Here is a 26,375-nt window from a genome sequence, read left to right on the forward strand (position 1 = left end):
CCTCCGGTTTGGTGGTGGCTTCGCCAACCCCGGAGTTCGTAGCGTGCGGCGCATGCGGACACCGGCGTGCGCGTCATGGTGATGACGCTGCACAAGCTGACCGCCGGGGACGGATACCTGTACCTGGTGCGGCAGGTCGCTGCCTCCGACAGCACCGAGCGGGGCCGCTCGACCCTGGCTGACTACTACTCCGCCAAGGGTGAATCGCCGGGACGCTGGATGGGACGCGGCCTGGCCGCTCTGTCCGACACCGGTCGCAGCGAGGTCAGTCCGCAAGCCCGCGAGGAACTTTGGACTGTCGACGAGGGATCGAGCGTCGATGAATCGCAGATGCGCAACCTCTACGGGGTGGGATTGCATCCCAACGCTGACCGCATCTCGACCTACGTCAACAGTCACGGATCGGGCGCGCCGCGGGCAGCCGGTCGGCTTGGGCGTAAGTTCCACGTCCGCGACGGCGAGCCAGAGTTCGCGCGCCGTTTGGCGGTGGCTTTCCGCGACCACAACGCCGAAGTCGGCGCGCATTGGAACGCCACCATCGGCCCCGAGATCCGCTCGCAGATCCGCACTCGGGTCGCCGTGGAGTTGTTCGGCGAGGAGTACGGTCGCCCGCCCGCCGATGACCGCGAACTATCCGGGTTCATCGCCCGCAACACCCGCGCGAAGACCACCGCTGTGGCCGGCTATGACCTGACGTTCTCGCCGGTGAAATCCGTCTCGGCACTGTGGGCCATAGCCCCGTTACCGGTGTCCGAGCAGATCGAAGCCGCTCACGATGCGGCCGTGGCCGACGTCCTGGAATGGCTGCAAGATCAGGCCGCATTCACCCGCACCGGCGCCGGTGGTATCGCCCAGGTCGACACCGAAGGGCTCATCGCCGCGGTGTTCACCCACCGCGATTCCCGCGCCGGGGATCCCGACCTGCACACCCACGTCGCGATCTCCAACAAGGTGTCCTATGTCGACGCCAACGGGGTGCGCCGCTGGCTCGCTTTGGACGGCCAACCCCTGCACCGCGTCACCGTCGCGGCCTCGGAGTTGTACAACACCCGACTGGAAGCCCATTTGATCTCCAGGCTGGGTGTGCGCTTCGCCGAACAGTCCCGTGGGCGGGGCAAGCGCCCGGTGCGTGAAATCGTCGGAATGTCAGCGAAATTGATGGAGCGATGGTCAAGTCGCCGTGCAGCGATCAAGGCCCGCACCGCCGAGCTGGCCAAGCAGTTTCAGACCGATCACGGACGCGAACCAACCAACGTCGAGATCATCGCACTGGCCCAGCAAGCAACCCTGGAATCGCGCGAGGCCAAGCACGAGCCGCGCTCACTCGGCGAACAGCGTCAGGAGTGGCACACCCAAGCCGTCGAGGTCCTTGGAGAACGCGGCGTGAACCAGATGCTGGCCGACACGTTGGCCGCACCGCAGACCACCCGCGAGACCGTCACGATCGACGAGGAATGGATCGCGTCGCGCGCTGGCGAACTCATCGCCACGGTGTCCGAAACCCGGGCCACCTGGCAGCGCCACCACGTGCGCGCCGAAGCGCTGCGCATGGCGCGCGGCCACGACGTGGCGCACGATGTCGCACTGGTCGAAAGACTCACCGATACCGCCCTCGGAGAGGGCTTCTCGGTACCGCACGCCCGCGTCGAAGACGCCGAGCTGGGTGAGCCTGTCGCATTGCGTCGCCGCGACGGTGCCAGCGTCTACCGCCGCCACGGCGTCGCGCTCTACACCAGCAAGGAAACACTGGCCGCCGAGCAGCGGATCCTGGACGCGGTGCACCGCGGCGACGGACGTGTCGCAAGCGCCGCCGACGTCGAACTGGCGCTCGCCGATTCGACGGCGCGAGGGCGCACACTCAACCCCGGCCAGGCCGCACTGGTCACCGAAATGGCCACCGCGGGGCGTCGTGTCGCACTCGCACTCGCCCCGGCCGGAACCGGCAAAACCACGGCCATGGCAGCGCTGGCGCACGCGTGGCGCAGCTCGGGCGGACACGTCATCGGATTGGCCCCCACCGCCGACGCGGCGATCGTGCTCGGGGAGGACCTGGGCGCCACCACTGACACCTTGAACAAGTACGTGTGGTCGGCCGATCCGGCCAGGGCCGCGACGTCCCGTGTGCCCGAATGGTTCACCCACGTTGGGCCCGACACGTTGATCGTGGTCGATGAGGCCGGCAAGGCCGCTACCGCCGGGCTGGACGCGATGATCACCGACGCGCTGCGCAAGGGCGCCAGCGTGCGCCTGATCGGTGATGACGGACAGCTCTCGTCGATCTCGGCCGGCGGCATTCTGCGCGACATTGCCGAGGCCACCGACGCCCTCACCCTGAGCGAAGTCGTGCGGTTCACGTCCCCGGCCGAAGCGGCCGCCGGCCTCGCGCTGCACGACGCCGACCCGGCCGGAATCGGCTTCTACATCGACCATCACCGCATCCACGTCGGCACCGACGAGACCGCCGCCGACATGGCCTATCAGGCCTGGCGCGCCGACCTCGCTGCCGGCGGGGATTCGATCCTGCTCGCCCCGACCAACGACGTCATCAACGAGCTCAACGCCCGCGCCCGCCTCGACCGTCTGGCCACCGACCCCGAGGCCGCCAAGGCGCCCACGGTCGTGCTGGCCGATCAGCTGCACGCCAGCGTCGGAGACACCATCCGCACCCGCAAGAACAACCGCCGAATCACGATCGGACGCAACGATTTCGTGCGCAACGGCTACCGCTACACCATCACCGAAGTCCTGCCCGAGGGCGGCGTGGAAGCCCGCCATCTGCGCAGCGGGCGCATCGTGACGCTGCCGGCGGACTACATCGCAGAACACGTCACGCTGGGATACGCGGCCACCATCGACTCCGCACAGGGTTTGACCGCCGGCGGCCGCGACACCAGGGGCACCTGCCACATCGTCGGCTCCGACATGCTGACCCGCCAACACCTCTACGTCGCGCTGACCCGCGGCACCGACGAAAACCACCTCTACCTGTCCACGGCCGAGGGCGACCCGCACCGACTGCTCTCCCCCAAGGCCACCCACCCCGAAACCGCGGTCGACGTGCTGACCAGGATCTTGGCCCGCGACGGCGCCCAGGTCTCGGCGACCACCGCCGCCCGCGAGGCCGCCGACCCCGCCATGCGTCTGCAGGCGGCGGCCGATATGTACTACGACGCACTCGGTGCCGCCGCCGAGAACCGTCTCGGCGTCGGTGCCCGTGATCGTCTCGATGCCATTGCCGACGCGGTGATCCCGCAGTTGAGCCAGCGTGAGGCCTGGCCAGTGCTGCGCCGCAACCTGTCCGTCCTGGCCCTGCGTGGGGCTGACCCGCGCGAGCTGCTCACCGAGGCGCTGGCCAAGGGCAGCGTCTCCGACGCCGCGGACCCCGCCGCGGTGCTCGATCACCGCATCGACCCCGCCGGAACGCATTCCTCCGGCATCGGGGTGCTGCGCTGGCTTCCCGCCGTCCCCCGAGCACTGGCCGACGACCCGCAGTGGGGCGGCTATCTGGCCCGCCGCGAGGCACTCGTGGAGAGTTTGGCCGAGGAGATCCGCGAGCGCGCACGCGGCTGGACCAATGCGACCGCCCCCGCCTGGGCGCGCCCCCTGATCACGGTGAACCCGGTCCTGACCGCAGAAATCGCGGTGTTCCGCGCCGCCACCGGAGTCGCCGAGGCCGAAACCCGCATCACCGGTGCCCGCCAATTCCCGGTGCGCACCCGCGGTGTGCAGGCCGCGCTGCAGCGCCAGGCCGCTACCGACATCGGCCGCCGCAGCGCCGATACCTCCCGCTGGAATGACGTCATCGACGGCATCGACCCGCGCTTGCGCGCGGATGCCTACTGGCCGCAACTGGCCGCTCAGCTGGTTCAGGCCGCCCGTATCACCCCGCACCTGCGCCAGATCATCACCACCGCGGCAGAGCAAGGGCCGCTGCCTGACGAGCTGCCCGTGGCCGCACTGTGGTGGCGTATCTCCGGCGCGCTGTCTCCGACCGCCACCTTGGCCACCACCCATTCGCGGCTTCGCCCGCCCTGGGTCACCGATATCGACGTCGTGTTCGGGACCGCGCTCGCCGAAACCATCACCTCTGACCCCGCCTGGCCCGGGCTGGTGGCCGCGATCAGTGCCGCTGACCCGCACAAGTGGACACCGCGGGATCTGTTGCACGTCGCCGCCGAGCAGCTCGCCGACGCCATTGACGAGGACCATCCGATCCCGCCCGGCGATTACGCCCGGCTCATCACCTACACCGTCGATTCGTTCACCCATCGCCTCCAGGCCCGCCTCGGCGTGGACTTCGAGGACCTGCCCACCCCCGAGGATGCGCCGCCGGACCCCGCCGAGGAAGCACTGTTTCCGCCCGACCCGCAAGCTCCCCACGTGCACGTCGAGGAGCACCCGCCCGTCGACGACTACTTCAACCTCGCTGCGCCCGAAGACGCCGACGCCGTCGAATACGGGTCAGAAGAATATGCCGGTCTGCAATTTGAAGACCTCTCAGCACATCGCCCTACACCCGAATGGGGCACGACTATGGACGCATTTGCCGCGCTGCGCGCCGAATACCGGAATGTCTGCGACGAAATCCAAACTCTTGCCGCCGCTATTCGCGCCGGAAATGGCCCGGCGCTGCGCGCCGCCGTCGACGAACTGGTGCGCATGCGCCGCCAGGTCGATGCCGATCGCCCCTACAGCCACGCCGTCACCGACGTGATGGAGCAGTGGGCCGACGCCGACGGCGCCTACAACGACACCCTGCGTCTGATCGAGCACTCGCGCACCCAGCTCGACCTCCTACTGACCAACCCCGACGCCGACGAACTCGACATCATCTCGGCCCGCCAGCAGATCGCCTTCTACACCGACCTGCTCCCCGACCAGCCACCCGCTCTGCAGTTCCAGCAGGCCCTGGCCAACGCCCAGGCCGCCCGCGCCGCGGCCGCCGGCGGCGCCGACAAGATCGTCAACGAGCGCGACATCGCCGCCGCCCGCCGCGACGCCGAACGCGCCGACCTTGCCACCCTCAACGCGCTGCGGGTACGGCGCCCGGTGCTGCGCCGCGAACTTGAACGCGCCGAGCGCGACATCGCCACCGCGTTCGCCGCCGCCCAGACCGCCACCTCCGACACCCTCGAACAGCTCCTCGACTCGGCACGCTCGGAAGTCGCTCTCCTCCAGGTCGCCGGCCACCTGGACCCCAAGCGCACTCCGCTGCTCATCCCCGACGCCGCACTGTCCGGCCTCGAACCCCAGACCGCCGACCGCCTCAAATCCGTGGCCGCGCAACCCTATCGACTCGCCGTCATCCGCGCCGACATCACCGACAGCGAAACCGCCGCAGCCCTCTACACCCTGCGCAACGCCGCCAACGCCGAAGACCGCAAGGTGCTGTGGCTCGCGCCCAACGACGCCAGCTCGACCCCCGCCCACGACGCCGAACTGGCTGACACCATCACCACCATCGAGCACGCCCACCAGCAGGTCAGTGAGCAGCAATGGGCACTGCCGCCCGGCGCCATCGTCGTCATCGAGGATCCCGCGGCGGCTGAGTCCGGCCAGCTCGTCGACCTCGCCCGCCACGCCGCGGCCGCAGATGCCCGACTCATCCTTCTCGAACCCCGCACCAGCCGCGGGCCCAGCTCGTCGGCGGTGCAGCTGCTCACGCGATCGCTGCCCTGGAACCACACCCTCACGACCACCACGTCAGCGCCGGAAGATCCGCTCCTGGCGTCGACGCCGGCAGTCATGCTGGCCGACCGCCTCGGCCGCGCACGCCTCAGCGAACCGTGGCAGCAGCTGCTCAGCCAGTACGACACCGCAGCCTCGGCGGTCCGCTCCGCCCAGCGTCGCCACCTCGCCCTGGGATGGCGTACCCAAGCCCGCTCGGCCGACCGCGACCCCGCCCTCGGCGCCAGCATCGACGACTAACAGCCACGAATCCGGCTCTGGTGGTCGACTTTTGCGCGCACCGCCCGCCAGCATCCCGTGGCGAGCCGCCCGACGGGACCCGCTGCCGCGTTCGAAGCTTCGGTAAGAAGGCCAGCACGACAGAGTTGCCCTGCCGGCGGGTTGACGGCGCTACCCGGGACATCGGCGAGCCCTCTTCTCGTTCGAATTAGAACTAGGCGAGGGTGGGTTGGCCGAACAAACCGACCCTCCCGATTGAGCGTCATGCCCCACTTGACACAGGCCTCATCCAGGTGTCGCCGGGTAGGCTCGCAGTGCAGTAAGCGGGGGCAGACGCAAGGGGGCTGCGAGTGATCGTTCCTGACGGCCGGACGGACTACGACAAGCTACTTGAACTGCTCGGCAACCCAGAAGAAACCCACCTCGACCTCAAGTCGAAGGTCGACATGTCGGATCAGCTGGATCGACTGAAGTTCATCAAAGACGCCGTGACAATGGCAAACCGACCGCCGGGCGGCTACATCTTGATCGGTGTCGACGACAGCGGCGACCCCTGCATGCCCATCGGCACGACCACCGACCGCAAGCAGTTTGACGGCGCTCGGTTGGGTAGTCGTACACGTGCCTACATCGAGGGCGAGATCCACGTCCTCGTTCAGGTTCATGAGCACGAAGGCAACGAAGTTGTGTTGATTTTCGTCGAGCACCCTCGCGACAAGCTGCCACTACCGATGAGCAAGGACGGCCAGTACAACGGAGACGACAACAGGTCGGCAACCGTCTTCCGAACGGGCGATACTTTCGTCAGAGAAGGCGCCGAGAACGTCCCTCTACGCCACGCGCACTGGCATGACATCCTGTCCGCCTACGCTGACCAAATTCGAAGCGATGCAAGCGGTTTCGCCCAACGGCTGCTGCAAGAATTCATCAGTTCCCGAGAGAATCCGACCGGCGCCGCCCGCGACGACGACGTACCGCTGTTGATGGACATGGACGAACCCACGTTCGCCGGCGCCGCCAGCGCTCTGCTGCGGACCGGCAATGACGTCAGAATCCGACAGTTTCTATCCACGCTGGGCCGATCGCTCGATCCCAACGGCACCGTGGCGGACTACGAAGCAGCACTGGACAAGTGGGTCGTATTGTGCGCGCAAGCAATCTATTTCGAGCGATCCGACATCGCTGAACTCGCAATCAAACGGGTCAGCGACGCCTACAACCAACTAGGCGTGCGGTCCGATGACACGCTCAGACGCCTGGCCGTCGTCGTCCGGATCTACGTGCTGGGAAGTCTCGCGGTCCGCCTGGAGGCATGGCGGACCGTCCACGCGCTGGCGCTCCGTCCGGCACCGGCGAACGTGCACGACACCGGATATGTTTATTCGTCGTGGATCCGTCACGGCCAGGTTGACGCCAGCCGCGCCGACCTCACCAACGACGATCGCCGCGGCTACCTAATCTCCGGCGCCCGCGAACTGATGGCGGCACACCCGACGATGCGACCAGACATCACCGACGACCAGATTCCCGCCGAGGTGACCGCCACCGACACGCTGCTCAACTCTACGTGCGAGTTCGACCTCGCGTACTGCTTCATCGTCTACGCCGAAGGCACTGACCACGGAGAAGCGTGGCCGTCGTCGATCGTCTTCGACGAAGATCGTTCCAAACCAATGGCACTGCGCATCGTCGCGGACCCCGACGTTCGCCGCGCAATGTTTCCCGACTCCGACGACGCGACCCTCGCCCAGGCGATGGCCGACGTGTACCACCGTGCAGTGACCGAGTCGGGCAGCAATTACGGCGCACGATGGTGGGGTATGCCTGGCTCCGTCGTCGCGTTCGTCAACGCCCACGGGTCTGCCGAATAGCCGAGCAGCGCAAGGGCTGACGGAACGCCGCCGTTCTCGGCGACCGCCTCTGTAGGTGCCATCCACCGGCGCTTTGCTACGCTATGGGGAGAACGGTGTGGTGACTGGTTGGTTTGTTGTCGGAACCGCGGCCGGGTGGGTGGCCGCCCGGAGCTTCACACCTGAATAAGCTGGAGCGGTCGGAACGTGGGTGGAAGCCCTCGCCACGATCGTTACTATCATTCGGGCCGTCCGATCGTTCCAGTCGCAAACGCCCGACGGCAGGGTGCCTTGGCTCGCAGCGAGCGATACCAGCGCGGCGTCGGCCCGCGACGCCGATCTGGCCGACGCCATCACCACGATCTGTCATGCCCACCGGCAGGTCAGCCAACACCAGCGGGCAATGCCGCCCGGGACCATCGTCGTGTAGACGACCCCGCGGCCGCCGAGCCCGACCAGCTCGCAGACGTCGCCCGCCACGCCGCAGACGCTCGGATAATCTCCTCGGCCACGGCGACAGCCGTGGGCCCAGCTCCCCCGCGCTGCGGCTCTCCACTCACTCGCTGCCCTGGAACTCGGCGCTCACGGTGGGCCCGTCCACGCTCGAAAGCCCACGCATGCGGTCGATTTCAGCAGTCATGCTGGCCGACCGCCTCGACCGCAGCCGCCTCAACGAATCGTGGGAACAACTACTCACCCACTACGACACCGCGGCTCGCAAGGTCCGGTCCGCCCAACGCCGCCACGTCGCCCTGGGATGGCGAACCCAAGTCCGATCGGCCCACCGTGACCCGCCCTCGGCGCCAGCAACGACTAACAGCCACCAGGGCGGCTCTAGTGGCGGACTTCCGCGACTGACTGGCCGTCATGAGATCCATACGAGCAAGACTCAACGTGTCAACAGGGTTTGCACACGGAAGCTAAATCAAACCGCTTCAGACGTACTTGGTGAAGTACTTCTACAAAGCTCGCCAGGCAGCGGACGCAAACAACCGCCCATGAGTGCACGTCGCGTTGCGCGCCACGGCTCGCGCAAGGCGTTAAGTCGCGTCCTGGGTATAGAGCGCGACACCCTGATGGCTGACGAAACATGCCGTCTAGATCCGAGGCGGCCCGACCGACTACCCATCCTGTGCGTCGGTCAGGCCGAAAGTCGTCGATCGATGACGACAACGGCGGACATGTGAAGAATTTGCCCTGACGGCCAATCCAATATGGCTCAGCTGGTGGACCTCATTCCGCCCGGAGTCATACGTTCACGTCATGCAATACCACGCCGGGGACCGTACGCCGGGTAGCGACCCGTTGGCCTGTGGCCAGGTCGCACCGTCGGTGATCGTTCTGATCGCACTGCGACAGTTGTCCACAAACCCTGCCATCACGCCGCTGTTTCAGCAGTACGTGGTCAACGTCCCCGAGCTACGACGCGCTTCAGATCGAGGAGGTGAAACAATTGAGCACCAACATCTTTGACGGTTTACCGCTGCTACTTGCAGTTCCTCAAGCCGCTGCAATCCTCGGCATCAGCCGGGCGGCAGCGTATCGGCTCGCCGCCTCGGGCGAACTGCCGGTGCGCCGACTTGGCGGCCGCGTCTACGTCGTTACCGCAGAGCTACAACAGCTGATTGCGTCGTAAGCCGCCGCGCCCTCCGATTGGCGTCGCGAGCGGTCCACGACGATTAGATTGAGCGTTAGGTGAGGCGAATCCAGTCCGCCGCGCGCACCTGTCGCAGGCCTGAGGCAACATTGGATGGAACCACTCGGGTGCAGACGGGTGTCGGCAGGAGGGCAGATGACTACCACTGACGAGCCAGGTACCAAACGCGCCCGTCGCGCGGAGCCGATCACCAGACACACCGCAATGAACGGCGCAGTCAGTTATAGGTTTCAGGTCGACGTCGGCATCCAGCCCAACGGCACCCGCGACAGGCAGCGATTCACCTTTCCCACGCTTGCGGAAGCGCGTCGCGAATACCGGAGAATCACCACCGAGGTGGCAGCCGGCGCATTCGTTAAACGCGATCCCACGACTGTCGCTGAGTATCTGATCCGGTGGCTCGACAGCAGACGCGACGTGCGTCCCAACACCCTCACCGGATACCGGCATTCTCTAAAGCCTGTCATCGACACTCTCGGGAGTATGGGTCTTCAACAGCTGCGCACCGCGGACATCGACGCTCTGGTGACGTTGCGACTGAGCGGCGCGCCGGTCACCCAGCGCGACAGAAGAGGCCGTCGCGCAGCAGAAGTCCTCACTTTCTTGCGAGGCCAGCCCGAAGGGGCGCAGTACAACGAGATCCTGGCGGCCCTCGGTGAACCAGGTATCAGGTCCCTTGACCGGCTTGTGACTTCGGGTGGCGTGGTGCGGAAAGGGCGCGGTCGCTACGTCGCCGCCGAACCAAGTGACCCACAGCGCCCCCGGGTTCGAGGCAGCGTCAGTCCGAGAACTGTGGTCACCATGCTGGTCGTGCTGTCGTCCGCCCTCGACGACGCGATGCGGGAAGGTCTGGTCGCGCGGAATGTGGCGCGCTTGGTAAAGCGCCCGACAGTCGAACACCACGAAATGCAAAGCTGGACCCCTGAACAGGCCGGCCAGTTCCGGCATCACGTGCGTGACGACCGTCTGAACGCCTGCTGGTTGTTGACCCTCGCCGGACTTCGCCGCTCGGAAGTACTCGGCCTCAGATGGTCTGACGTCGATTTCGATGCTGGCACCGTGTCCGTCGCTCAGGGCCGCGTGGTGGTCGAAGGCACAGGCACAGTCACCGGCGACCCAAAGTCAAAGCGCTCGCGCCGGGCGCTCCCGATGCCCGTCGACGTCCTTACAGCGCTCCGTACCTTCAGGCTTCGCCAAGCCGAGGAACGCCTCGCAATCGGTTCGCAGTATCCCGACACCGGACTCGTTGCCGTCAACGCGGACGGCTCCCCCGTCCGGCCGGAGACATACTCATCCCAGTTCGCTCAGCACGCGAAAGACGCTGGCGTGCCGGTCATTCGGCTACACGATGTGCGGCACACCGCCGCCACCATGCTGCTCGACGGCGGCACCACACCGTCGGCGACGGCAAAGTGGCTGGGCCACGATCCGGCGATCACGCTGCGGGTGTATGGACACGTCTATGACGATGCACTCGCCGCGGCGGGTGATGCGCTGATGGGACGGTCGCGCACTAGCGGCGAGCCGTAGGCGGGGCGGACGCCAGGGCTACACGCCGGTGTTACCGCGTGCCTCAACCCATTTGATTAGACGGCGGCGGCGTTCTGCGATGCGCTCGGGATTCTGCTCCGCGCCACGCTCGGCGGCGTCGGCTTCCTCCCACGCACGACGCATGTCAGCGTCACGGAACTCCAAAGTCTTCGCCATCACTCACCCTCTTCGGACGTCGCCAGCATAGCTGCGCTTCCCGACACAACACGTTAGGCATCTGCGACACCGTTCAAAGCGAAGCGCCTAGAGCCGCCTACTTCCGCCTTGGCGCGACAGCAACGGGACCGAGGAGCGAGTTGAGCGGTCGATTAACCGCGTCGGCCGGCGCGCGCGGCGAAAGCATCGAGCGCGGCGAGTACTTCTGGAGAACGCCACACTCTGTTGCGGGGCCCGTTGGTTGTCTCGACGAGAATTCCTGCTTTCGTGAGCGGGTTGAGATAGCGGTGAGCATTGGTCGACTCGACGCCCAGTTCTTGCGCCAGTAGTACGGCGTTCAGGACCGGGCGGCGAGTCAACAAGTCGGCGACCTTCCACACCGCGGAGTCGGACCGCGCGGAGATCACACCGTTCCAGTTTTCCCGGATCTCGCGAAGTTCGACGACCAGTTGTCGCCCGTTGGCGATCGCCAGAATGGTGGCTCGCGAGAAGCTCTCGACAATCGGCGCGGCGTCACCGTCGCGATAGCTCGTCAATGCGGCGAAGTACGCGCCGGTGTCGGCCAACAGCCCGGCTGAGACCGGCACCGTAACCTGCCGCGTCAATCCCTTATCGCGCAGCATCGCTTGCACTAATGCGCGCCCTGTCCGGCCGTTGCCGTCGGTAAAGGGGTGGATGGTCTCGAACTGTGCGTGACTCACCGCGATCTGCGGCAGCGCGGGCACGTCGGCCCGGTGGGCGAACGCGATCAGATCGCTGATCGCCCCAGGGATCAGCTCATGACGCGGGCCGACAAACGTCGCGCCGATCGGGGTGGACCCACTTCCGATCCACACTGGCTCGGTGCGGAACTCGCCTGGGGTGTGGCGGGGATCGTTGATCATCAAGGCGCGGTGCATCGTCCGGATAGTGTCCGCGTTCAAGGTGTCAGACAGGGCGACCGCTGCCTGCATCGCAGCGGTGTTGGCGACGACCATGGCCGCGTTTCGCTTGGACTTTCCACCGGGCAGCTCGGCCTCACCGATTGCGCGCGCCGAGGCGGTCAGGTTCTCAATCTGCGAACTCGCGGCGGATTCCGACCGCAGCAACACTGATGCGAACGGAGCGATCTCGCCGCCGAGTTCGGCGTCAAACCGTGCAATCTCGCGGCTGGCTGACTCAGCGTCGGCCAACACAAACGATGGCAGCTCCAAAACTAGTTCGGCAATGCTGGCGGGCACCGTGGGGTGATAGGTGCCGTACTTGGGTAGCGCTCGCCCCGCATGCCTCCTGCTCTGCGGCTCCCAACGGACGTCCTCGCGAGTCACAGAGCTAAGTGAAGTCACCACCGCAGTCTAACTTCACTTATTTGTCTAAGTGAAGTCCGAAGACGCATCTGACTTCAGTTAGCGGGATCGCCTGGGGTGTCTACAACCAACTGGCGCCTCCGCGTGTAAGTCAAGTCCAAGGCCCGTTGGGCTCACCCGTTCGAAATCTCTTGGCACACTCTTGGCACACCGGGGGTTTTGAAAAGCGCCCAGCTTCTGGGTTACAAGCCTCTGAGCTGGAGTTATAATGGTGGGCGCGGAGGGTTTCGAACCCCCGACCGCTGGTGTGTAAAACCAGAGCTCTACCACTGAGCTACACGCCCGTGCTCGGGGGAGGCTACACGGCGACGCGGCGTCACCGGAAATCCCCTCAGCGGGCAGGCAGGGCCGCGAGCGCCCCGGTCCACACCGCCCGATCGCGCAGTTCCCCCGGCTGCTTCATCTCCGCGAACGCGATCCTCCCGGACGCGTCGACGACGAACGTGCCGCGGTTCGGGTAGCCGGTCTGCGGGTTGAACACGCCGTAGTCCTCGGCCACCGCGCCGTGCGGCCAGAAGTCGGACAGCACCGGAAACGTGAACCCGTTCTGCGTGGCCCAGGCCCGGTGCGTGGGCGGTGGCCCGACCGAGATCGCCAGCGTCCGGGTGGCGTCGTTCTGGAAGTCGTCCAGATGGTCGCGTATCTCCCCCAGCTCGCCCTGGCAGACCGGGGTGAACGCCAAGGGAAAGAACACGAGCAGGACGTTGTGCAACCCGCGGAAGGCGCTCAGGGTGACGGGCTGGCCCGCCTGATCCTTCAGCGTGAAGTCCGGCGCGCCGGTGCCTGCCTCAAGCAGCGCCACTCACCTCCGGCTGGCGGCCTTCGACTTCGGCTGCACCAGTCGACTCGCGATCCAGTCGCCCAGATTCGCCGACGAGGTCTGCACCAACCCTGCGGTCGGTGCCGACTCGGCGATCTCCGCCGGCTGCACGTGCCCGGGTTTGCCGGTCTTGGGTGTCACCACCCAGATGACGCCGTCGTCCGCGAGCGGCGTGATGGCATCCATCAGCCGGTCGACGAGGTCACCGTCGTCGTCGCGCCACCACAGAAGCACGACGTCGACAACCTCGTCGGAGTCCTCATCGAGGAGTTCGCCGCCACAGGCGTCCTCGATGTCCGCCCGGATGTCGTCGTCGCTGTCTTCATCCCAGCCAAGCTCCTGGATGACATGGTCCTTTTCGATGCCCAGCCTCTGGGCGTAGTTCGGCGAGTCCGCCGCAACCACCCTGTCCTCCTTATGCCAGCGGGTCCGACACCCGCTTTCGTCGGCCCTATAGTTGCACGCTACGGCTCAACCCACGCGCCTGGCGCGCGAGTTGGTCAATATGCGGCGTCGCAAAGGTCCAACGCGGCGGTCTGCGAATCGTTCACCCGGGTGACCGCGGCGTTGAACTCGTCGACCCCCGCGTCCCCTTCGATCGCCGCGGCAAGTGCTCGCGCGGCATCCACCCATCCGAGGAGCGACGCCTGCAATTCCGGCGTCAACGGGTCCGCGACGCTGCCTTCCACCAGATCTGCGCTGCGGTTGAGCGCGTCGATCGCCGGGCCGGCCTTGACCACGACGTCTGGCGAGTCCTCGTTGTAGGCGCCGACGTAGACGTTCACGGCGGCGATGGCATCGACGCTGCTCGAGCTGAGGGCCTCGCACGCGGTGTGCACGGCCTCGGTCGATGCCGACGCCTGACGCTCGGATTCGCGCGCCACGGAACTCGACACCGATGCCTCGCTGGAGGCCGACGCCGACGCGCGGTACAGCGGCACGTCGGAGCCGTCGAGCGTCGCCGAGCCGTCCGTGACGCTCTGACAGCCCGCGACCACCATGGCCAGCCCAGCGACGACGCCCACGGCCCGACCAGCGGCGCGCGGGCTGCCGGCCCGCAGCCGTCGACCGATCATGGTCATCAGACGTTACCGGTCGGCCGGGTGGACCGCCGGTCATCTCGCTACGACGACCCAGGTGGTTGGGGTGAGGCAGGATGGAGGACGATGGACATGCAGTCCACCAGGGCCACGAGCCCGAGCACCCGCCAACCAAGGAGCGGAAGTTGACCACCGAGTTCGCACGCCAGGACCTGGCCCAAAACTCAAGCAACACAACAGAACCCGATCGTGTTCGCGTCATCCGCGAAGGCGTCGCCTCATACCTACCCGACATCGACTCGGACGAGACGGCCGAGTGGCTCGAATCGTTCGACGCACTGCTCGAGCGGTCCGGCCCGTCGCGCGCCCGGTACCTGATGCTGCGCCTGCTGGAGCGCGCCGGCGAACAACGCGTCGCGATCCCGGCGCTCACGTCGACCGACTACGTGAACACGATCCCGACCGAGTTGGAGCCCTGGTTCCCCGGTGACGAGGACGTCGAGCGTCGCTACCGCGCCTGGATCCGATGGAACGCCGCGATCATGGTGCACCGCGCGCAGCGGCCCGGAGTCGGTGTGGGCGGCCACATCTCGACCTACGCCTCGTCGGCCGCGCTCTACGAGGTGGGGTTCAACCACTTCTTCCGCGGCAAGAGCCACCCCGGCGGCGGCGACCAGATCTTCATCCAGGGCCACGCCTCCCCCGGCATCTACGCGCGCGCCTTCCTCGAGGGCCGGCTAACCGCCGACCAACTGGATGGTTTCCGCCAGGAGCACAGCCATCCCGGTGGCGGCCTGCCGTCCTACCCCCACCCCCGGCTGATGCCGGACTTCTGGGAGTTCCCGACGGTGTCGATGGGCCTGGGGCCCATGAACGCCATCTATCAGGCCCGGTTCAACCACTACATGGCCGACCGCGGCTTGAAGGACACCACCAATCAGCACGTGTGGGCGTTCCTCGGCGACGGCGAGATGGACGAACCGGAGTCGCGCGGACTCATCCAGGTGGCTGCCAACGAAGGGCTCGACAACCTGACCTTCGTCGTCAACTGCAACCTGCAGCGCCTCGATGGCCCGGTGCGCGGCAACGGCAAGATCATCCAGGAGTTGGAGTCGTTCTTCCGTGGCGCCGGCTGGAACGTCATCAAGGTGGTGTGGGGCCGCGAGTGGGACGCACTGCTGCACGCCGACCGCGACGGCGCGCTGGTGAACCTGATGAACACCACGCCCGACGGTGACTACCAGACCTACAAGGCCAACGACGGCAGCTACGTGCGCGATCACTTCTTCGGTCGTGACCCGCGCACCAAGGCGCTGGTGGAACCGATGACCGACGCCGAGATCTGGAACCTCAAGCGCGGCGGCCACGACTACCGCAAGGTGTACGCCGCCTACCGCGCCGCGATGGAGCACAAGGGTCAGCCCACGGTGATCCTGGCCAAGACCATCAAGGGCTACACCCTGGGCAAGCACTTCGAGGGTCGCAACGCCACCCACCAGATGAAGAAGCTCGCACTGCAAGACCTCAAGGACTTCCGCGACGCCCAGCGCATCCCGATCGGCGACGAACAGCTCGAGGAGAACCCGTACCTCCCGCCGTACTACCACCCCGGGCCCAACGCACCCGAGATCCGCTACCTGCTCGACCGTCGCCGCACCCTCGGCGGCTTCCTGCCGGAGCGCCGCACCAAGATGAAGTCGCTCAAGCTGCCACCGCGCGACACCTACAAAGCGCTCAAGAAGGGGTCGGGCAACCAGGAGGTCGCCACCACCATGGCGACGGTCCGCACGTTCAAGGAGCTGTTGCGCGACAAGGAGATCGGCAAGCGCATCGTGCCGATTATCCCCGACGAGGCCCGCACGTTCGGCATGGACTCGTGGTTCCCGAGCCTGAAGATCTACAACCGCAACGGCCAGCTCTACACCGCCGTGGACGCCGAACTGATGTTGGCGTACAAGGAGAGCGAGATCGGCCAGATCCTGCACGAGGGCATCAACGAGGCCGGGTCCACGGCGTCGTTCACCTCGGTCGGCACCTCGTACGCGACCCACGACGAGCCGATGATCCCGGTCTACATCTTCTACTCGATGTTCGGGTTCCAGCGCACCGGCGACGGGCTGTGGGCTGCCGCCGACCAGATGGCCAAGGGCTTCGTGCTGGGCGCCACGGCCGGTCGCACCACGCTGACCGGTGAGGGCCTGCAGCATGCCGACGGACACTCGCTGCTGTTGGCGTCGACGAACCCGGCCGTGGTGACCTACGACCCGGCGTTCGCCTACGAGATCGCCTACATCGTCGAAGAGGGTCTGCGGCGCATGTACGGCGACGCCCCCGAGAACGTCTTCTACTACATGACGATCTACAACGAGCCCTACGTTCAGCCCGCCGAGCCGGAGAACTTCGATCCCGAGGGTCTGTTGCGGGGCATCTACCGGTACCGGGCGGCGAAGGAGAAGCGCAGCAACGTCGCGCAGATCCTCACCTCCGGCGTCGCGATGCCCGAGGCGTTGCGTGCCGCCGATCTGCTGGCCGCCGAGTGGGACGTCGCCGCCGACGTCTGGTCGGTGACCAGCTGGGGCGAACTGAACCGCGACGGCGTCGCCATCGACCGGGAGGCCCTGCGGCACCCGGACAAGCAGGCCGGTCAGGCGTACGTGACCAAGGTGCTCGCCGACACGGCGGGCCCGGCGATCGCCGTGTCGGACTGGATGCGGGCCGTCCCGGAGCAGATCCGCCCCTGGGTGCCCAACACATACGTCACTCTGGGCACCGACGGCTTCGGGTTCTCCGACACCCGGCCCGCGGCGCGGCGCTACTTCAACACCGACGCCGAGTCGGTCGTGGTCGCCGTGCTCTCGGCCCTGGCCCGCGACGGTGAGATCGATCCGTCGGTCGCGGTGGCTGCTGCCAAGCAGTACAAGATCGACGACGTCCTGGCCGCAGGCGTCTCGTTCAAGGACACCGGGAGCGCCTGAGCCTCGACATCAGTCGGCGCCCTTGGAGGAATCTGCCAGATCCTTGGCGTAGCTTTTAGGGATGACTGACAAAGCCGTGGTCGACGACTCGGCCAGCAGGTCGTCGCTGGAGTTGCTGGACTCCGTCCCGGAATCGCTGCTTCGACGCGTGAAGCAGCATTCCGGGCGGCTGTCCACCGAGGCCATCCACGTCATGGGTGAGCGGCTGCCATTCTTCGCCGAACTCGAGGCGTCGCAGCGGGCCAGCGTCCAGCTCGTCGTCCAGACGGCGCTGGTGAACTTCGCCGAGTGGATGCGCGATCCGCGCGGCGACGTGGGATACACCGCCGAGGCCTTCGCGCTGGTGCCCCAAGAGTTGACCCGTCGCATCGCACTGCGACAGACCGTGGACATGGTGCGGGTGACCATGGAGCACTTCGAGGAAGCGGTGCCGGTGCTGGCGCGCAACCAGGACCAGCGGACCGCGCTGACCATCGGCATCCTGCGCTACAGCCGCAACCTCGCCTTCGCCGCCGCCTCCGGGTACGCCGACGCCGCGGAGGCACGCGGCGCGTGGGACACGCGGATGGAGGCCAACATCGTCGACGCGGTGGTCCGCGGCGACATCGGCCCGGGACTCCAGTCGCAGGCCGCCGCGCTCAACTGGGATGCCACGGCCCCGGCGACCGTCGTGGTCGGCCTACCCAACCCGGCCCGGGTGGAGTACACCAGCGAGGACGTTCACGCCATCGTCAACCGGCACGGACGCGTCGCGCTGACCGACGTGCACGGCACCTGGTTGGTGGCCATCGTGTCGGGCCAACTCTCGCCGACCGACCGGTTCCTCGCGGACCTGATGAACGTGTTCGGGGACGGCCCGGTCGTCATCGGGCCGGTCGCCACGTCGCTGTCCGGCGCGCACTACAGCGCCAACGAGGCCATGGCGGGCATGAACGCGGTGGCCGGGTGGAGTGGCGCGCCGCGGCCCGTGCCGGCTCGCGAACTGCTGCCCGAACGAGCCCTCGCCGGGGACCGCACGGCCATCGCCGTCCTGGAAACCGAGGTGATGCGACCGCTGGCCGACGCCGGACCCGCGCTCGCCGAGACCCTCGACGCATACCTCGATTCAGGGGGTGCGATCGAGGCGTGCGCGCGCAAATTGTTCGTTCATCCAAACACGGTTCGCTACCGCCTGAAACGCATCACCGACTTCACGGGCAGGGATCCCACGGTGCCGCGCGACGCGTACATCCTGCGGGTCGCGACGACCCTCGGCCGCCTGAGCCGTGAGGTCTCCCACACCAGCACGGTAAACAGGGCCATGGTGGAGCTGACGCCGCTATCTACTTCGTTTCGCGGACAGTGACGTCGCTGCGGATGTCGCGGCTGTATATCGGGAATGTCCCATCACGTGCGGTTTTGTAGACTTCCCACAAAAACATAAGACGAGGTTCATAATCTCTTACACCGCACAAACCGGTCTTCACAGTGTTCTCTTAATCCGTGCCCCAAGAACCCGTGCTTGCGCTGCTCGCGCCAGGACAAGGATCGCAGACCCCAGGCATGCTCTCCCCGTGGCTCGAACTGCCCGGCGCGCAGGAGCGTCTGGGCTCCTGGTCTGAGGCGATCGGCCTCGACCTGGTCCGGCTGGGCACCACGGCAACGGCCGAGGAGATCACCGACACCGCGATCACCCAGCCGCTGGTGGTCGCCGCGACGCTGCTGGCCTTCGACGAGGTGACCAAGCGCGGACTGCTCAACGGCAAGACGACCGTGACGGCCGGCCACTCGGTCGGCGAGATTGCGGCCTACTCGATCGCAGGCGTGCTCGCCGCCGACGACGCCGTCACCCTCGCCGCCACCCGCGGCGCGGAGATGGCCAAGGCGTGCGCCACCGAGCCCACCGGCATGGCCGCGGTGCTCGGCGGCGACGAGGCCGAGGTGCTCGCCCGTCTCGACGCGCTCGACCTGGTCCCCGCCAACCGCAATGCCGCGGGGCAGATCGTCGCCGCGGGCGCGATCTCGGCGCTCGACAAGCTCGTCGAGGACCCGCCGGCGAAGGCGCGCGTGCGCAAGCTCGCGACGGCCGGCGCGTTCCACACCCACTACATGGCCTCCGCGCTCGACGGCTACTCGGCCGCCGCGCAGTCCGTGACCGCCGGTGAGCCGTCCACCACGCTGCTGTCGAACGCCGACGGCCAACCGGTCGAATCGGCCGCCGACGCGATGACCAAGCTGGTCGCCCAGTTGACCCGACCCGTGCGCTGGGACCTGTGCACGGCGACGCTGGGTCAGCGCGAGGTCACCGCGATCATCGAGTTCCCACCCGCCGGGACGCTCGTCGGGATCGCGAAACGAGAACTTCGGGGAGTGCCGACGCACGCCGTCAAGACCCCCGCAGACCTGGACGGGCTCACGGAGATCTAACCGGGCCCGCCAGACCGCACCACAACGTCTTCAAGGCGTGACAACGGCTCTCCACCGTGGAGAGCCGATCATCAAGAAACAGAAGGAGCCATCGTGGCCGCCACTCAGCAGGAAATCATCTCCGGTCTCGCCGAGATCATCGAAGAGGTCACCGGCATCGAGCCCTCCGAGGTCACCCCGGAGAAGTCGTTCGTCGACGACCTGGACATCGACTCGCTGTCGATGGTCGAGATCGCCGTTCAGACCGAGGACAAGTACGGCGTGAAGATCCCCGACGAGGACCTCGCGGGCCTGCGCACCGTCGGTGACGTCGTCGCCTACATCCAGAAGCTCGAGGAAGAGAACCCCGAGGCAGCCGCAGCACTGCGCGACAAGTTCACCTCGTGACCCGCCCTTCCACTGCTAACGGCGGTTTCCCCAACGTCGTCGTGACCGCCGTCACGGCGACCACCTCGATCGCACCGGACATCGAGAGCACGTGGAAGGGACTGCTGGCAGGGCAGAGCGGCATCCGCATCCTCGAGGACGACTTCGTCGAGAAGTGGGACCTGGCCGTCAAGATCGGCGGGCACCTCGCGGAGCCCCTCGACCCTCTGATGAGCCGCCTCGAGATGCGACGCATGTCCTACGTGCAGCGGATGTCGAAGTACCTCGGCAATCAGCTGTGGGACAGCATCGGGCGTCCGGAGGTCGATCCCGACCGGTTCTCGGTCGTGATCGGCACCGGCCTCGGTGGCGGCGAGAAGATCGTCGAGATGTACGACGCGATGAACGAGGGTGGACCCCGCAAGGTGTCCCCCCTGGCCGTTCAGATGGTGATGCCCAACGGTGCCGCCGCAGTCGTCGGCCTCGAGCTGGGCGCGCGGGCCGGGGTCATCACCCCCGTGTCGGCGTGTTCGTCGGGCTCGGAGGGCATCGCCCACGCGTGGCGTCAGATCGTCATGGGTGACGCGGACATCGCCGTCTGCGGTGGCGTCGAAGGCGGTATCGAGGCGCTGCCGATCGCGGCGTTCTCGATGATGCGCGCGATGTCGACCCGCAACGAGGACCCGGAGGCCGCGTCGCGTCCGTTCGACAAGGACCGCGACGGGTTCGTCTTCGGCGAGGCCGGCGCGCTCATGGTCATCGAGACCGAGGAGCACGCCCTGGCTCGCGGCGCGAAGCCACTGGCCAGGCTGATGGGCGCCGGCATCTCGTCGGACGCGTACCACATGGTGGCGCCGGCACCGGACGGTCTTCGGGCCGCCAGCGCGATGAAGCGTGCGATGGAGACCGCCGGCCTGTCGCCGTCGGACATCGACCACGTCAACGCGCACGCCACGTCCACCTCGATCGGCGACGTCGCCGAGGCGAACGCCATCCGGAACGCCGGTGTGGAGAACGCCGCGGTGTACGCCCCGAAGTCGGCGCTCGGCCACTCGATCGGCGCCGTCGGCGCACTGGAGTCGATCCTGACGGTCCTGGCACTGCGTGACGGCGTCATCCCGCCGACACTGAACTACGAGACGCCCGACCCCGAGATCGATCTCGATGTCGTCGCGGGTGAGCCTCGGTATGGCGACTACCAGTACGCCATCAACAACTCGTTCGGTTTCGGTGGACACAATGTCGCTCTGGCCTTCGGTCGCTACTGACCGTCGCCGGATCTAGAGGGAGTGTCTTAGCAGTAATGGCAGGAATGTCGTCAGACGGTTTGCCCAACGTGGTCGTCACTGGTTTCGCCATGACGACCGCGTTGGCGACCGACGCCGAGGGCACCTGGAAGCGTCTCCTCGACGGCAACAGCGGCATCCGCACGCTGGACGACGATTTCATCGACCTGTACGACCTGCCCGTCCGCATCGGCGGGCATCTCCTGGAGGACTTCAACGGGGACCTGACCCCCGAGGAGATCGACCGGTTCTCCTACCTCCAGAAGATGGCCACCGTGATCGGCAGGCGGGCGTGGGAACACGCCGGCTCGCCGGAAGTCGACACCAAGCGTCTGATGGTGTCGATCGGCACGGGCATGGGTTCCAGCGAGGAACTGCTGTACGCCTACGACGGCATGCGGGAGAAGGGCCTCCAAGGCGTCTCCCCGATGGCGGTGCAGACGTACATGCCGAACTCCCCCGCCGCGACGGTGGGGCTCGAGCGCAACGCTCGGGCGGGTGTGGTGACGCCAGTGTCGGCGTGCGCATCCGGTTCGGAGGGCATCGCCAATGCCTGGCGCAGCATCGTCGTCGGTGACGCCGACATCGCGATCTGCGGCGGCCTCGAGACCCGCATCGAAGCGGTGCCGATCGCCGCATTCGCGCAGATGCGCATCGTGTTGTCCACCACCAACGACGACCCCGCGGGTGCGTGCCGCCCGTTCGACAAGGACCGCAACGGCTTCGTCTTCGGCGAAGGTGGCGCGCTCATGGTCATCGAGACCGAGGAGCACGCCAAGGCACGCGGCGCGAACATCCTCGCCCGACTGATGGGCGCGGCCGTGACGTCCGACGGGTACCACATCGTGGCGCCCGACCCGTCAGGCGAGCAGGCCGGCAGGGCGATCACGCGGGCCATCCAGCTCGCCGGGCTCACCCCCGGCGACATCGACCACGTCAACGCGCATGCGACCGGAACCTCGGTCGGCGACGTGGCGGAGGGCAAGGCGATCAACAACGCCCTCGGCAGCAACAGGCCTGCGGTGTACGCGCCGAAGTCGGCACTCGGTCACTCGGTGGGCGCAGTCGGTGCGGTCGAGGCGGTTCTCACCGTGCTGGCCCTGCGCGACGGCGTCGTTCCGCCTACCTTGAACTTGCGCAACCTCGATCCGGACATCGACCTCGACGTGGTCGCCGGAGAGCCCCGACAGGCTGATTTCCAGTACGCGATCAAGAATTCATTCGGATTCGGCGGGCACAACGTCGCTCTCGCCTTCGGGAAGTACTGAAGCACGCACGGCACGAAACCAACAGCGCCTTGAAGCGAAGCGTTACGAAACCAGGAGACTTGAGATGACGACAGTGGCCAATCCGGAAGCCCCCGGGAACGTAGGCGAATCCCTCGACCCGCGCGACCCGATGTTGCGCCTCTCCACCTTCTTCGACGACGGCAGCGTCGAACTGCTGCACGAGCGGGACAAGTCCGGCGTCCTCGCCGCGGCGGGCACCGTGAACGGCGTGCGCACCGTTGCCTTCTGCACCGACGGCACCGTCATGGGTGGCGCGATGGGCGTCGACGGCTGCAAGCACATCGTCGACGCGTACGACACCGCCATCGAGGAGCAGAGCCCGATCATCGGCATCTGGCACTCCGGCGGCGCCCGGCTGGCCGAGGGCGTCAAGGCGCTGCACGCGGTCGGTCTCGTCTTCGAGGCGATGATCCGGGCGTCGGGCTACATCCCGCAGATCTCCGTGGTCGTCGGCTTCGCAGCGGGTGGCGCCGCCTACGGCCCCGCGCTCACCGACGTCGTGATCATGGCGCCGGAGGGCCGCGTGTTCGTCACCGGCCCCGACGTCGTGCGCAGCGTCACCGGCGAGGACGTCGACATGGCGTCCCTCGGCGGACCCGACACCCACCACAAGAAGTCCGGCGTCTGCCACATCGTCGCCGACGACGAACTCGACGCCTACGAGCGTGGCCGCCGCCTGGTCGGCCTGTTCTGCCAGCAGGGACACTTCGACCGCAGCAAGGCCGAGGCGGGCGACACCGACCTCGCCGCGCTGCTGCCCGACTCCCCCCGGCGCGCCTACGACGTGCACCCGCTGGTGGGTGCGCTGCTCGACGAGGATGCTCCGTTCGAGGAGTTCCAGGCCAAGTGGGCACCGTCGATGGTCGTCGGCCTAGGCAGGCTCGCGGGTCGCAGCGTCGGCGTGCTCGCCAACAACCCGCTGCGCCTGGGCGGTTGCCTGAACTCCGAGAGCGCCGAGAAGGCCGCCCGCTTCGTGCGGCTGTGCGACGCGTTCGGCATCCCGATCGTCGTGGTCGTCGACGTGCCCGGCTACCTGCCAGGCGTCGACCAGGAGTGGGGCGGCGTGGTTCGCCGTGGCGCCAAATTGCTGCACGCGTTCGGTGAGGCGACGGTCCCCCGCGTGACGCTGGTGACCCGCAAGATCTACGGCGGCGCGTACATCGCGATGAACTCGCGGTCGCTGGGCGCCACCAAGGTGTTCGCGTGGCCCGACGCCGAGGTCGCCGTCATGGGTGCCAAGGCCGCGGTCGGAATCCTGCACAAGCGCAAGCTGGCCGCCGCCGCTCCCGAGGACCGCGAGGCCTTGCACGAGGAACTGGCCGCCGAGCACGAGCGGATCGCGGGCGGCGTGGACAGCGCCATCGAGATCGGCGTCGTCGACGCGAAGATCGACCCGGCCCACACCCGCAGCGTCGTGACGCAGGCACTCGCCGAGGCGCCCGCGCGCCGCGGCCGCCACAAGAACATCCCGCTGTAAGCCCGGGGCTTCCCTCGCGAGCAGACGCCAAGTCGCACGAATCCACCAGGATTCGTGCGATTTGGCGTCTGTTGGGCGTCAGCTCGCGGTCAGCGCGCCGCGAACATCTCCTCTGCGACGCCCACGACCCGCGAGCGATCCGCTGCCACCAGGCCGATTCGCGTCCGGCGGTCCAGCACGTCGTCGACGGTCAGCGCACCCTCGTGGGTGACCGCATACTCGAATTCCGCTCGCAGCACGTCGATTCCATCGGCGACTGGCTCGGTGGGCCGCGGACACGTCGCGCGTGCGATCACGTTGGGCGCCTCGGCGCCGAAGCGGGCGACCAGTGACGACGGCAATTCGACCGGTGACCGCAGCGTCGCCACCGGGTTGGCGGGCGCGCCCACCAGCGGGAGGTTGCGCGTGCGGCACGGCCCGGCGGACAGCCCGCGCACCGCGATCGCCCGGTCCAGCACATCCTCGGCCATGTAGCGATACTCGGTGAGCTTGCCGCCGATCACGCTCACGACGCCGTTGGCGGACTCGCTCACCGCGTGGTCGCGCGATACGTCTGCCGTATGCCCGCTGCCGGTGTCGATCAGGGGCCGCAACCCGGCGTACGCGCCGATGACGTCGGCCATCGTCAACGCCGCGTCGAGAGCGGTGTTGACGGTGTCGAGTAGAAAGGCGATCTCGTCCGGCGTCGGCTCCGGCACATCGGGGATTGGTCCGGGCGCGTCCTCGTCGGTGAGGCCGAGGTACACCCGGCCCAGCTGCTCGGGCATCGCGAAGACGAACCGGTTGACCGCGCCGGGAATCGGGACCGTGAGCGCGGCGGTGGGGTTGCCGAACGTCGCCGCATCGAACACGAGGTGCGTGCCGCGGCTGGGGCGCAAGCGGATCGACGGGTCGACCTCACCGGCCCACACCCCGGTCGCGTTGATCACCGCGCGCGCCGACACGTCGAGCGATTCGCCGGTCAGCTCGTCGGTCAGCCGGACCGAGGTGCCGGTCGCGTGCGACGCCGACACCCGGGTCAGCACCCGCGCGCCGTGCTGCGCGGCGGTGCGGGCGACGGCCGTGACGAGGCGCGCGTCGTCGATGAGCTGCCCGTCGTAGGCGAGGAAGGCGCCGTCGAGCCCTTCCCTTCGCACCGTCGGCGACAGTTCCGCGGAACGACGGGCGTCGATGCGCCGGGACCGTGGCAGCGTCGCTGCGGACGTCCCCGCCAACCTGCGCAGACCGTCACCCGCGGTGAAGCCGACGCGAACCAGCGCCCGCGACGACCTGCTCATCGATGGCAGCAGCGGCACCAATTGCGGCATTGCCGTGACCAGGTGAGGGGCGTTGCGAGACATGAGGATTCCGCGTTCGACTGCGCTGCGCCGCGCGATGCCGAAGTTGCCGGTCGCGAGGTAGCGCAGGCCTCCGTGCACCAGCTTGGAACTCCACCGGCTGGTGCCGAAGGCCAGGTCGTGCTTCTCGACGAGCACCACCGCCAGTCCCCTGGTCGCTGCATCGAGCGCGATGCCCGTCCCGGTGATGCCCCCGCCGATGACGACGACGTCGACCGGTCCCCCGTCACCGAGCGCTCTGAGGTCGGCGGTGCGGCGGGCGGCGTTGAGTGCGGTCGGGCTGGTCATGGCTTGAGGTATCCGTTCAGGGCGTGGGCCAGTTCGGTGGTGAGTGCGTCGGCGTCGAGGATCGGTTCGACGGAGTCGGCGGACAGGATCGTCGACTGCGTGATGAGCAGGCACATCGCCGCCAGCCGACGCGGGTCGCCGGTGCGCACGCTGCCCTCGCGCTGGGCCGCCATGATCTCTTCGGCGACGGCGTCGAGCAGGATCTGCTGGCTGGTGCCGAGTCGTTCCGAGAGATAGACCATCGCGAGGTCGGGCGCCTGGTGCAGCACGGTCATGATCACGGGTTCGTGGCGCAGCCGGTCGGCGAGTTCGATCACCCGCTCCACCAGGTGCTCTCGGCCCCTACCCGCACTGGGGACCTCGTCGAGTGCGCGGGTGATCCGCAGGGTCAGCAGCGCCGCGAGGATCGAGCGGGTGTCGGGGAAACGCCGGTACACGGTAGGTCGACTGACACCCGCACGACGGGCGATCTCGGCGAGCGTGACGCGGTCGACCCCATAGGCGACGACGCACTCCGCTGCGGCGTCGAGGATGCGGTCCGCCACCTGCGCGGGCGGCGCTGCGTTACTGATTGACATGATCTGTAATACTGTAACGCATGACTCTCGTGGACGACCAGTCGAT

Annotated in this window: 18 protein-coding genes and 1 tRNA gene; 12 read left to right on the top strand and 7 right to left on the bottom strand. The window is 67.5% G+C overall.

The annotated features are described in order from the left end of the window. Positions 1 to 75 precede the first annotated feature (75 nt). From mobF to LOK44_RS04000, 5 genes are all read left to right on the top strand, one after another. A complete protein-coding gene (gene mobF, locus LOK44_RS03980; protein WP_237568967.1) occupies positions 76 to 5,928 on the top strand; it encodes a MobF family relaxase in 5,853 nt (1,950 codons plus the stop codon). A 329-nt stretch (positions 5,929 to 6,257) separates the two neighbouring features. Beyond that, complete coding sequence (locus LOK44_RS03985; RefSeq protein WP_237568729.1) at positions 6,258 to 7,778, top strand: AlbA family DNA-binding domain-containing protein; 1,521 nt, start codon at positions 6,258 to 6,260, stop codon at positions 7,776 to 7,778. A 190-nt stretch (positions 7,779 to 7,968) separates the two neighbouring features. Beyond that, positions 7,969 to 8,187, top strand: a complete 219-nt coding sequence (locus LOK44_RS03990; protein WP_237568730.1) for an immunoglobulin domain-containing protein — start codon at positions 7,969 to 7,971, stop codon at positions 8,185 to 8,187. Positions 8,188 to 9,210: 1,023 nt separating this feature from the next. Further along, positions 9,211 to 9,393, top strand: coding sequence for a helix-turn-helix domain-containing protein (locus LOK44_RS03995; RefSeq protein ID WP_232170627.1), 183 nt, complete (start codon positions 9,211 to 9,213; stop codon positions 9,391 to 9,393). Positions 9,394 to 9,549: 156 nt separating this feature from the next. After that, on the top strand, positions 9,550 to 10,944 hold the full coding sequence (locus LOK44_RS04000) for a site-specific integrase (RefSeq protein ID WP_237568731.1): 1,395 nt from the start codon (positions 9,550 to 9,552) through the stop codon (positions 10,942 to 10,944). 329 nt (positions 10,945 to 11,273) lie between these two features. On the opposite strand, the gene LOK44_RS04005 is transcribed toward LOK44_RS04000, so the two are convergent. From LOK44_RS04005 to LOK44_RS04025, 5 genes are all read right to left on the bottom strand, one after another. After that, positions 11,274 to 12,341 (bottom strand): Fic family protein, encoded by a 1,068-nt coding sequence (locus tag LOK44_RS04005; protein ID WP_237568732.1) that lies wholly within the window; start codon positions 12,339 to 12,341, stop codon positions 11,274 to 11,276. 335 nt (positions 12,342 to 12,676) lie between these two features. Beyond that, positions 12,677 to 12,751 (bottom strand) — tRNA-Val (locus tag LOK44_RS04010). 47 nt (positions 12,752 to 12,798) lie between these two features. Next, positions 12,799 to 13,263 carry a peroxiredoxin gene (locus tag LOK44_RS04015; protein WP_237568968.1) on the bottom strand — a complete coding sequence of 155 codons (465 nt, stop codon included), beginning with the start codon at positions 13,261 to 13,263 and terminating at the stop codon, positions 12,799 to 12,801. A 6-nt stretch (positions 13,264 to 13,269) separates the two neighbouring features. Beyond that, positions 13,270 to 13,692, bottom strand: a complete 423-nt coding sequence (locus LOK44_RS04020; protein ID WP_163924489.1) for a DUF3052 domain-containing protein — start codon at positions 13,690 to 13,692, stop codon at positions 13,270 to 13,272. A 95-nt stretch (positions 13,693 to 13,787) separates the two neighbouring features. Then, entirely contained in the window at positions 13,788 to 14,363 is a 576-nt protein-coding gene (locus LOK44_RS04025; protein WP_237568733.1) for an Rv2240c family protein, read from the bottom strand. 149 nt (positions 14,364 to 14,512) lie between these two features. Here LOK44_RS04025 and aceE point away from each other — a divergent pair, with 149 nt between their 5' ends. The 7 genes from aceE (at position 14,513) to LOK44_RS04060 (ending at position 24,126) form a co-directional block, all read left to right on the top strand. Then, positions 14,513 to 17,302: a pyruvate dehydrogenase (acetyl-transferring), homodimeric type gene (gene aceE / locus LOK44_RS04030; RefSeq protein ID WP_237568734.1), complete on the top strand. Its 2,790-nt coding sequence runs from the start codon at positions 14,513 to 14,515 to the stop codon at positions 17,300 to 17,302. A gap of 61 nt (positions 17,303 to 17,363) precedes the next feature. Then, positions 17,364 to 18,647, top strand: coding sequence for a PucR family transcriptional regulator (locus LOK44_RS04035; protein WP_237568735.1), 1,284 nt, complete (start codon positions 17,364 to 17,366; stop codon positions 18,645 to 18,647). A 152-nt stretch (positions 18,648 to 18,799) separates the two neighbouring features. After that, complete coding sequence (locus LOK44_RS04040; protein ID WP_237568969.1) at positions 18,800 to 19,708, top strand: ACP S-malonyltransferase; 909 nt, start codon at positions 18,800 to 18,802, stop codon at positions 19,706 to 19,708. A gap of 93 nt (positions 19,709 to 19,801) precedes the next feature. Next, positions 19,802 to 20,095: a meromycolate extension acyl carrier protein AcpM gene (gene acpM, locus LOK44_RS04045; protein ID WP_237568736.1), complete on the top strand. Its 294-nt coding sequence runs from the start codon at positions 19,802 to 19,804 to the stop codon at positions 20,093 to 20,095. Then, positions 20,092 to 21,342: a 3-oxoacyl-ACP synthase KasA gene (gene kasA / locus LOK44_RS04050; protein WP_237568737.1), complete on the top strand. Its 1,251-nt coding sequence runs from the start codon at positions 20,092 to 20,094 to the stop codon at positions 21,340 to 21,342. Before acpM ends, kasA begins: the two co-directional genes overlap by 4 nt. A gap of 35 nt (positions 21,343 to 21,377) precedes the next feature. After that, the gene (locus tag LOK44_RS04055; RefSeq protein ID WP_237568738.1) at positions 21,378 to 22,628 is read left to right on the top strand and encodes a KasA/KasB family beta-ketoacyl-ACP synthase; all 1,251 of its coding nucleotides are present in this window, start codon (positions 21,378 to 21,380) and stop codon (positions 22,626 to 22,628) included. A gap of 64 nt (positions 22,629 to 22,692) precedes the next feature. Then, positions 22,693 to 24,126, top strand: a complete 1,434-nt coding sequence (locus tag LOK44_RS04060; RefSeq protein ID WP_237568739.1) for an acyl-CoA carboxylase subunit beta — start codon at positions 22,693 to 22,695, stop codon at positions 24,124 to 24,126. Positions 24,127 to 24,215: 89 nt separating this feature from the next. On the opposite strand, the gene LOK44_RS04065 is transcribed toward LOK44_RS04060, so the two are convergent. Both LOK44_RS04065 and LOK44_RS04070 read right to left on the bottom strand, forming a co-directional pair. After that, on the bottom strand, positions 24,216 to 25,751 hold the full coding sequence (locus LOK44_RS04065) for a glycerol-3-phosphate dehydrogenase/oxidase (RefSeq protein ID WP_237568740.1): 1,536 nt from the start codon (positions 25,749 to 25,751) through the stop codon (positions 24,216 to 24,218). After that, the gene (locus LOK44_RS04070) at positions 25,748 to 26,332 is read right to left on the bottom strand and encodes a TetR/AcrR family transcriptional regulator (protein ID WP_372481187.1); all 585 of its coding nucleotides are present in this window, start codon (positions 26,330 to 26,332) and stop codon (positions 25,748 to 25,750) included. The genes LOK44_RS04065 and LOK44_RS04070 overlap by 4 nt, the downstream gene beginning before the upstream one ends. Between the last annotated feature and the right edge of the window lie 43 nt (positions 26,333 to 26,375).

This window comes from Mycolicibacterium lacusdiani, assembly GCF_021916785.1.
GTDB classification, from domain to species: domain Bacteria; phylum Actinomycetota; class Actinomycetes; order Mycobacteriales; family Mycobacteriaceae; genus Mycobacterium; species Mycobacterium lacusdiani.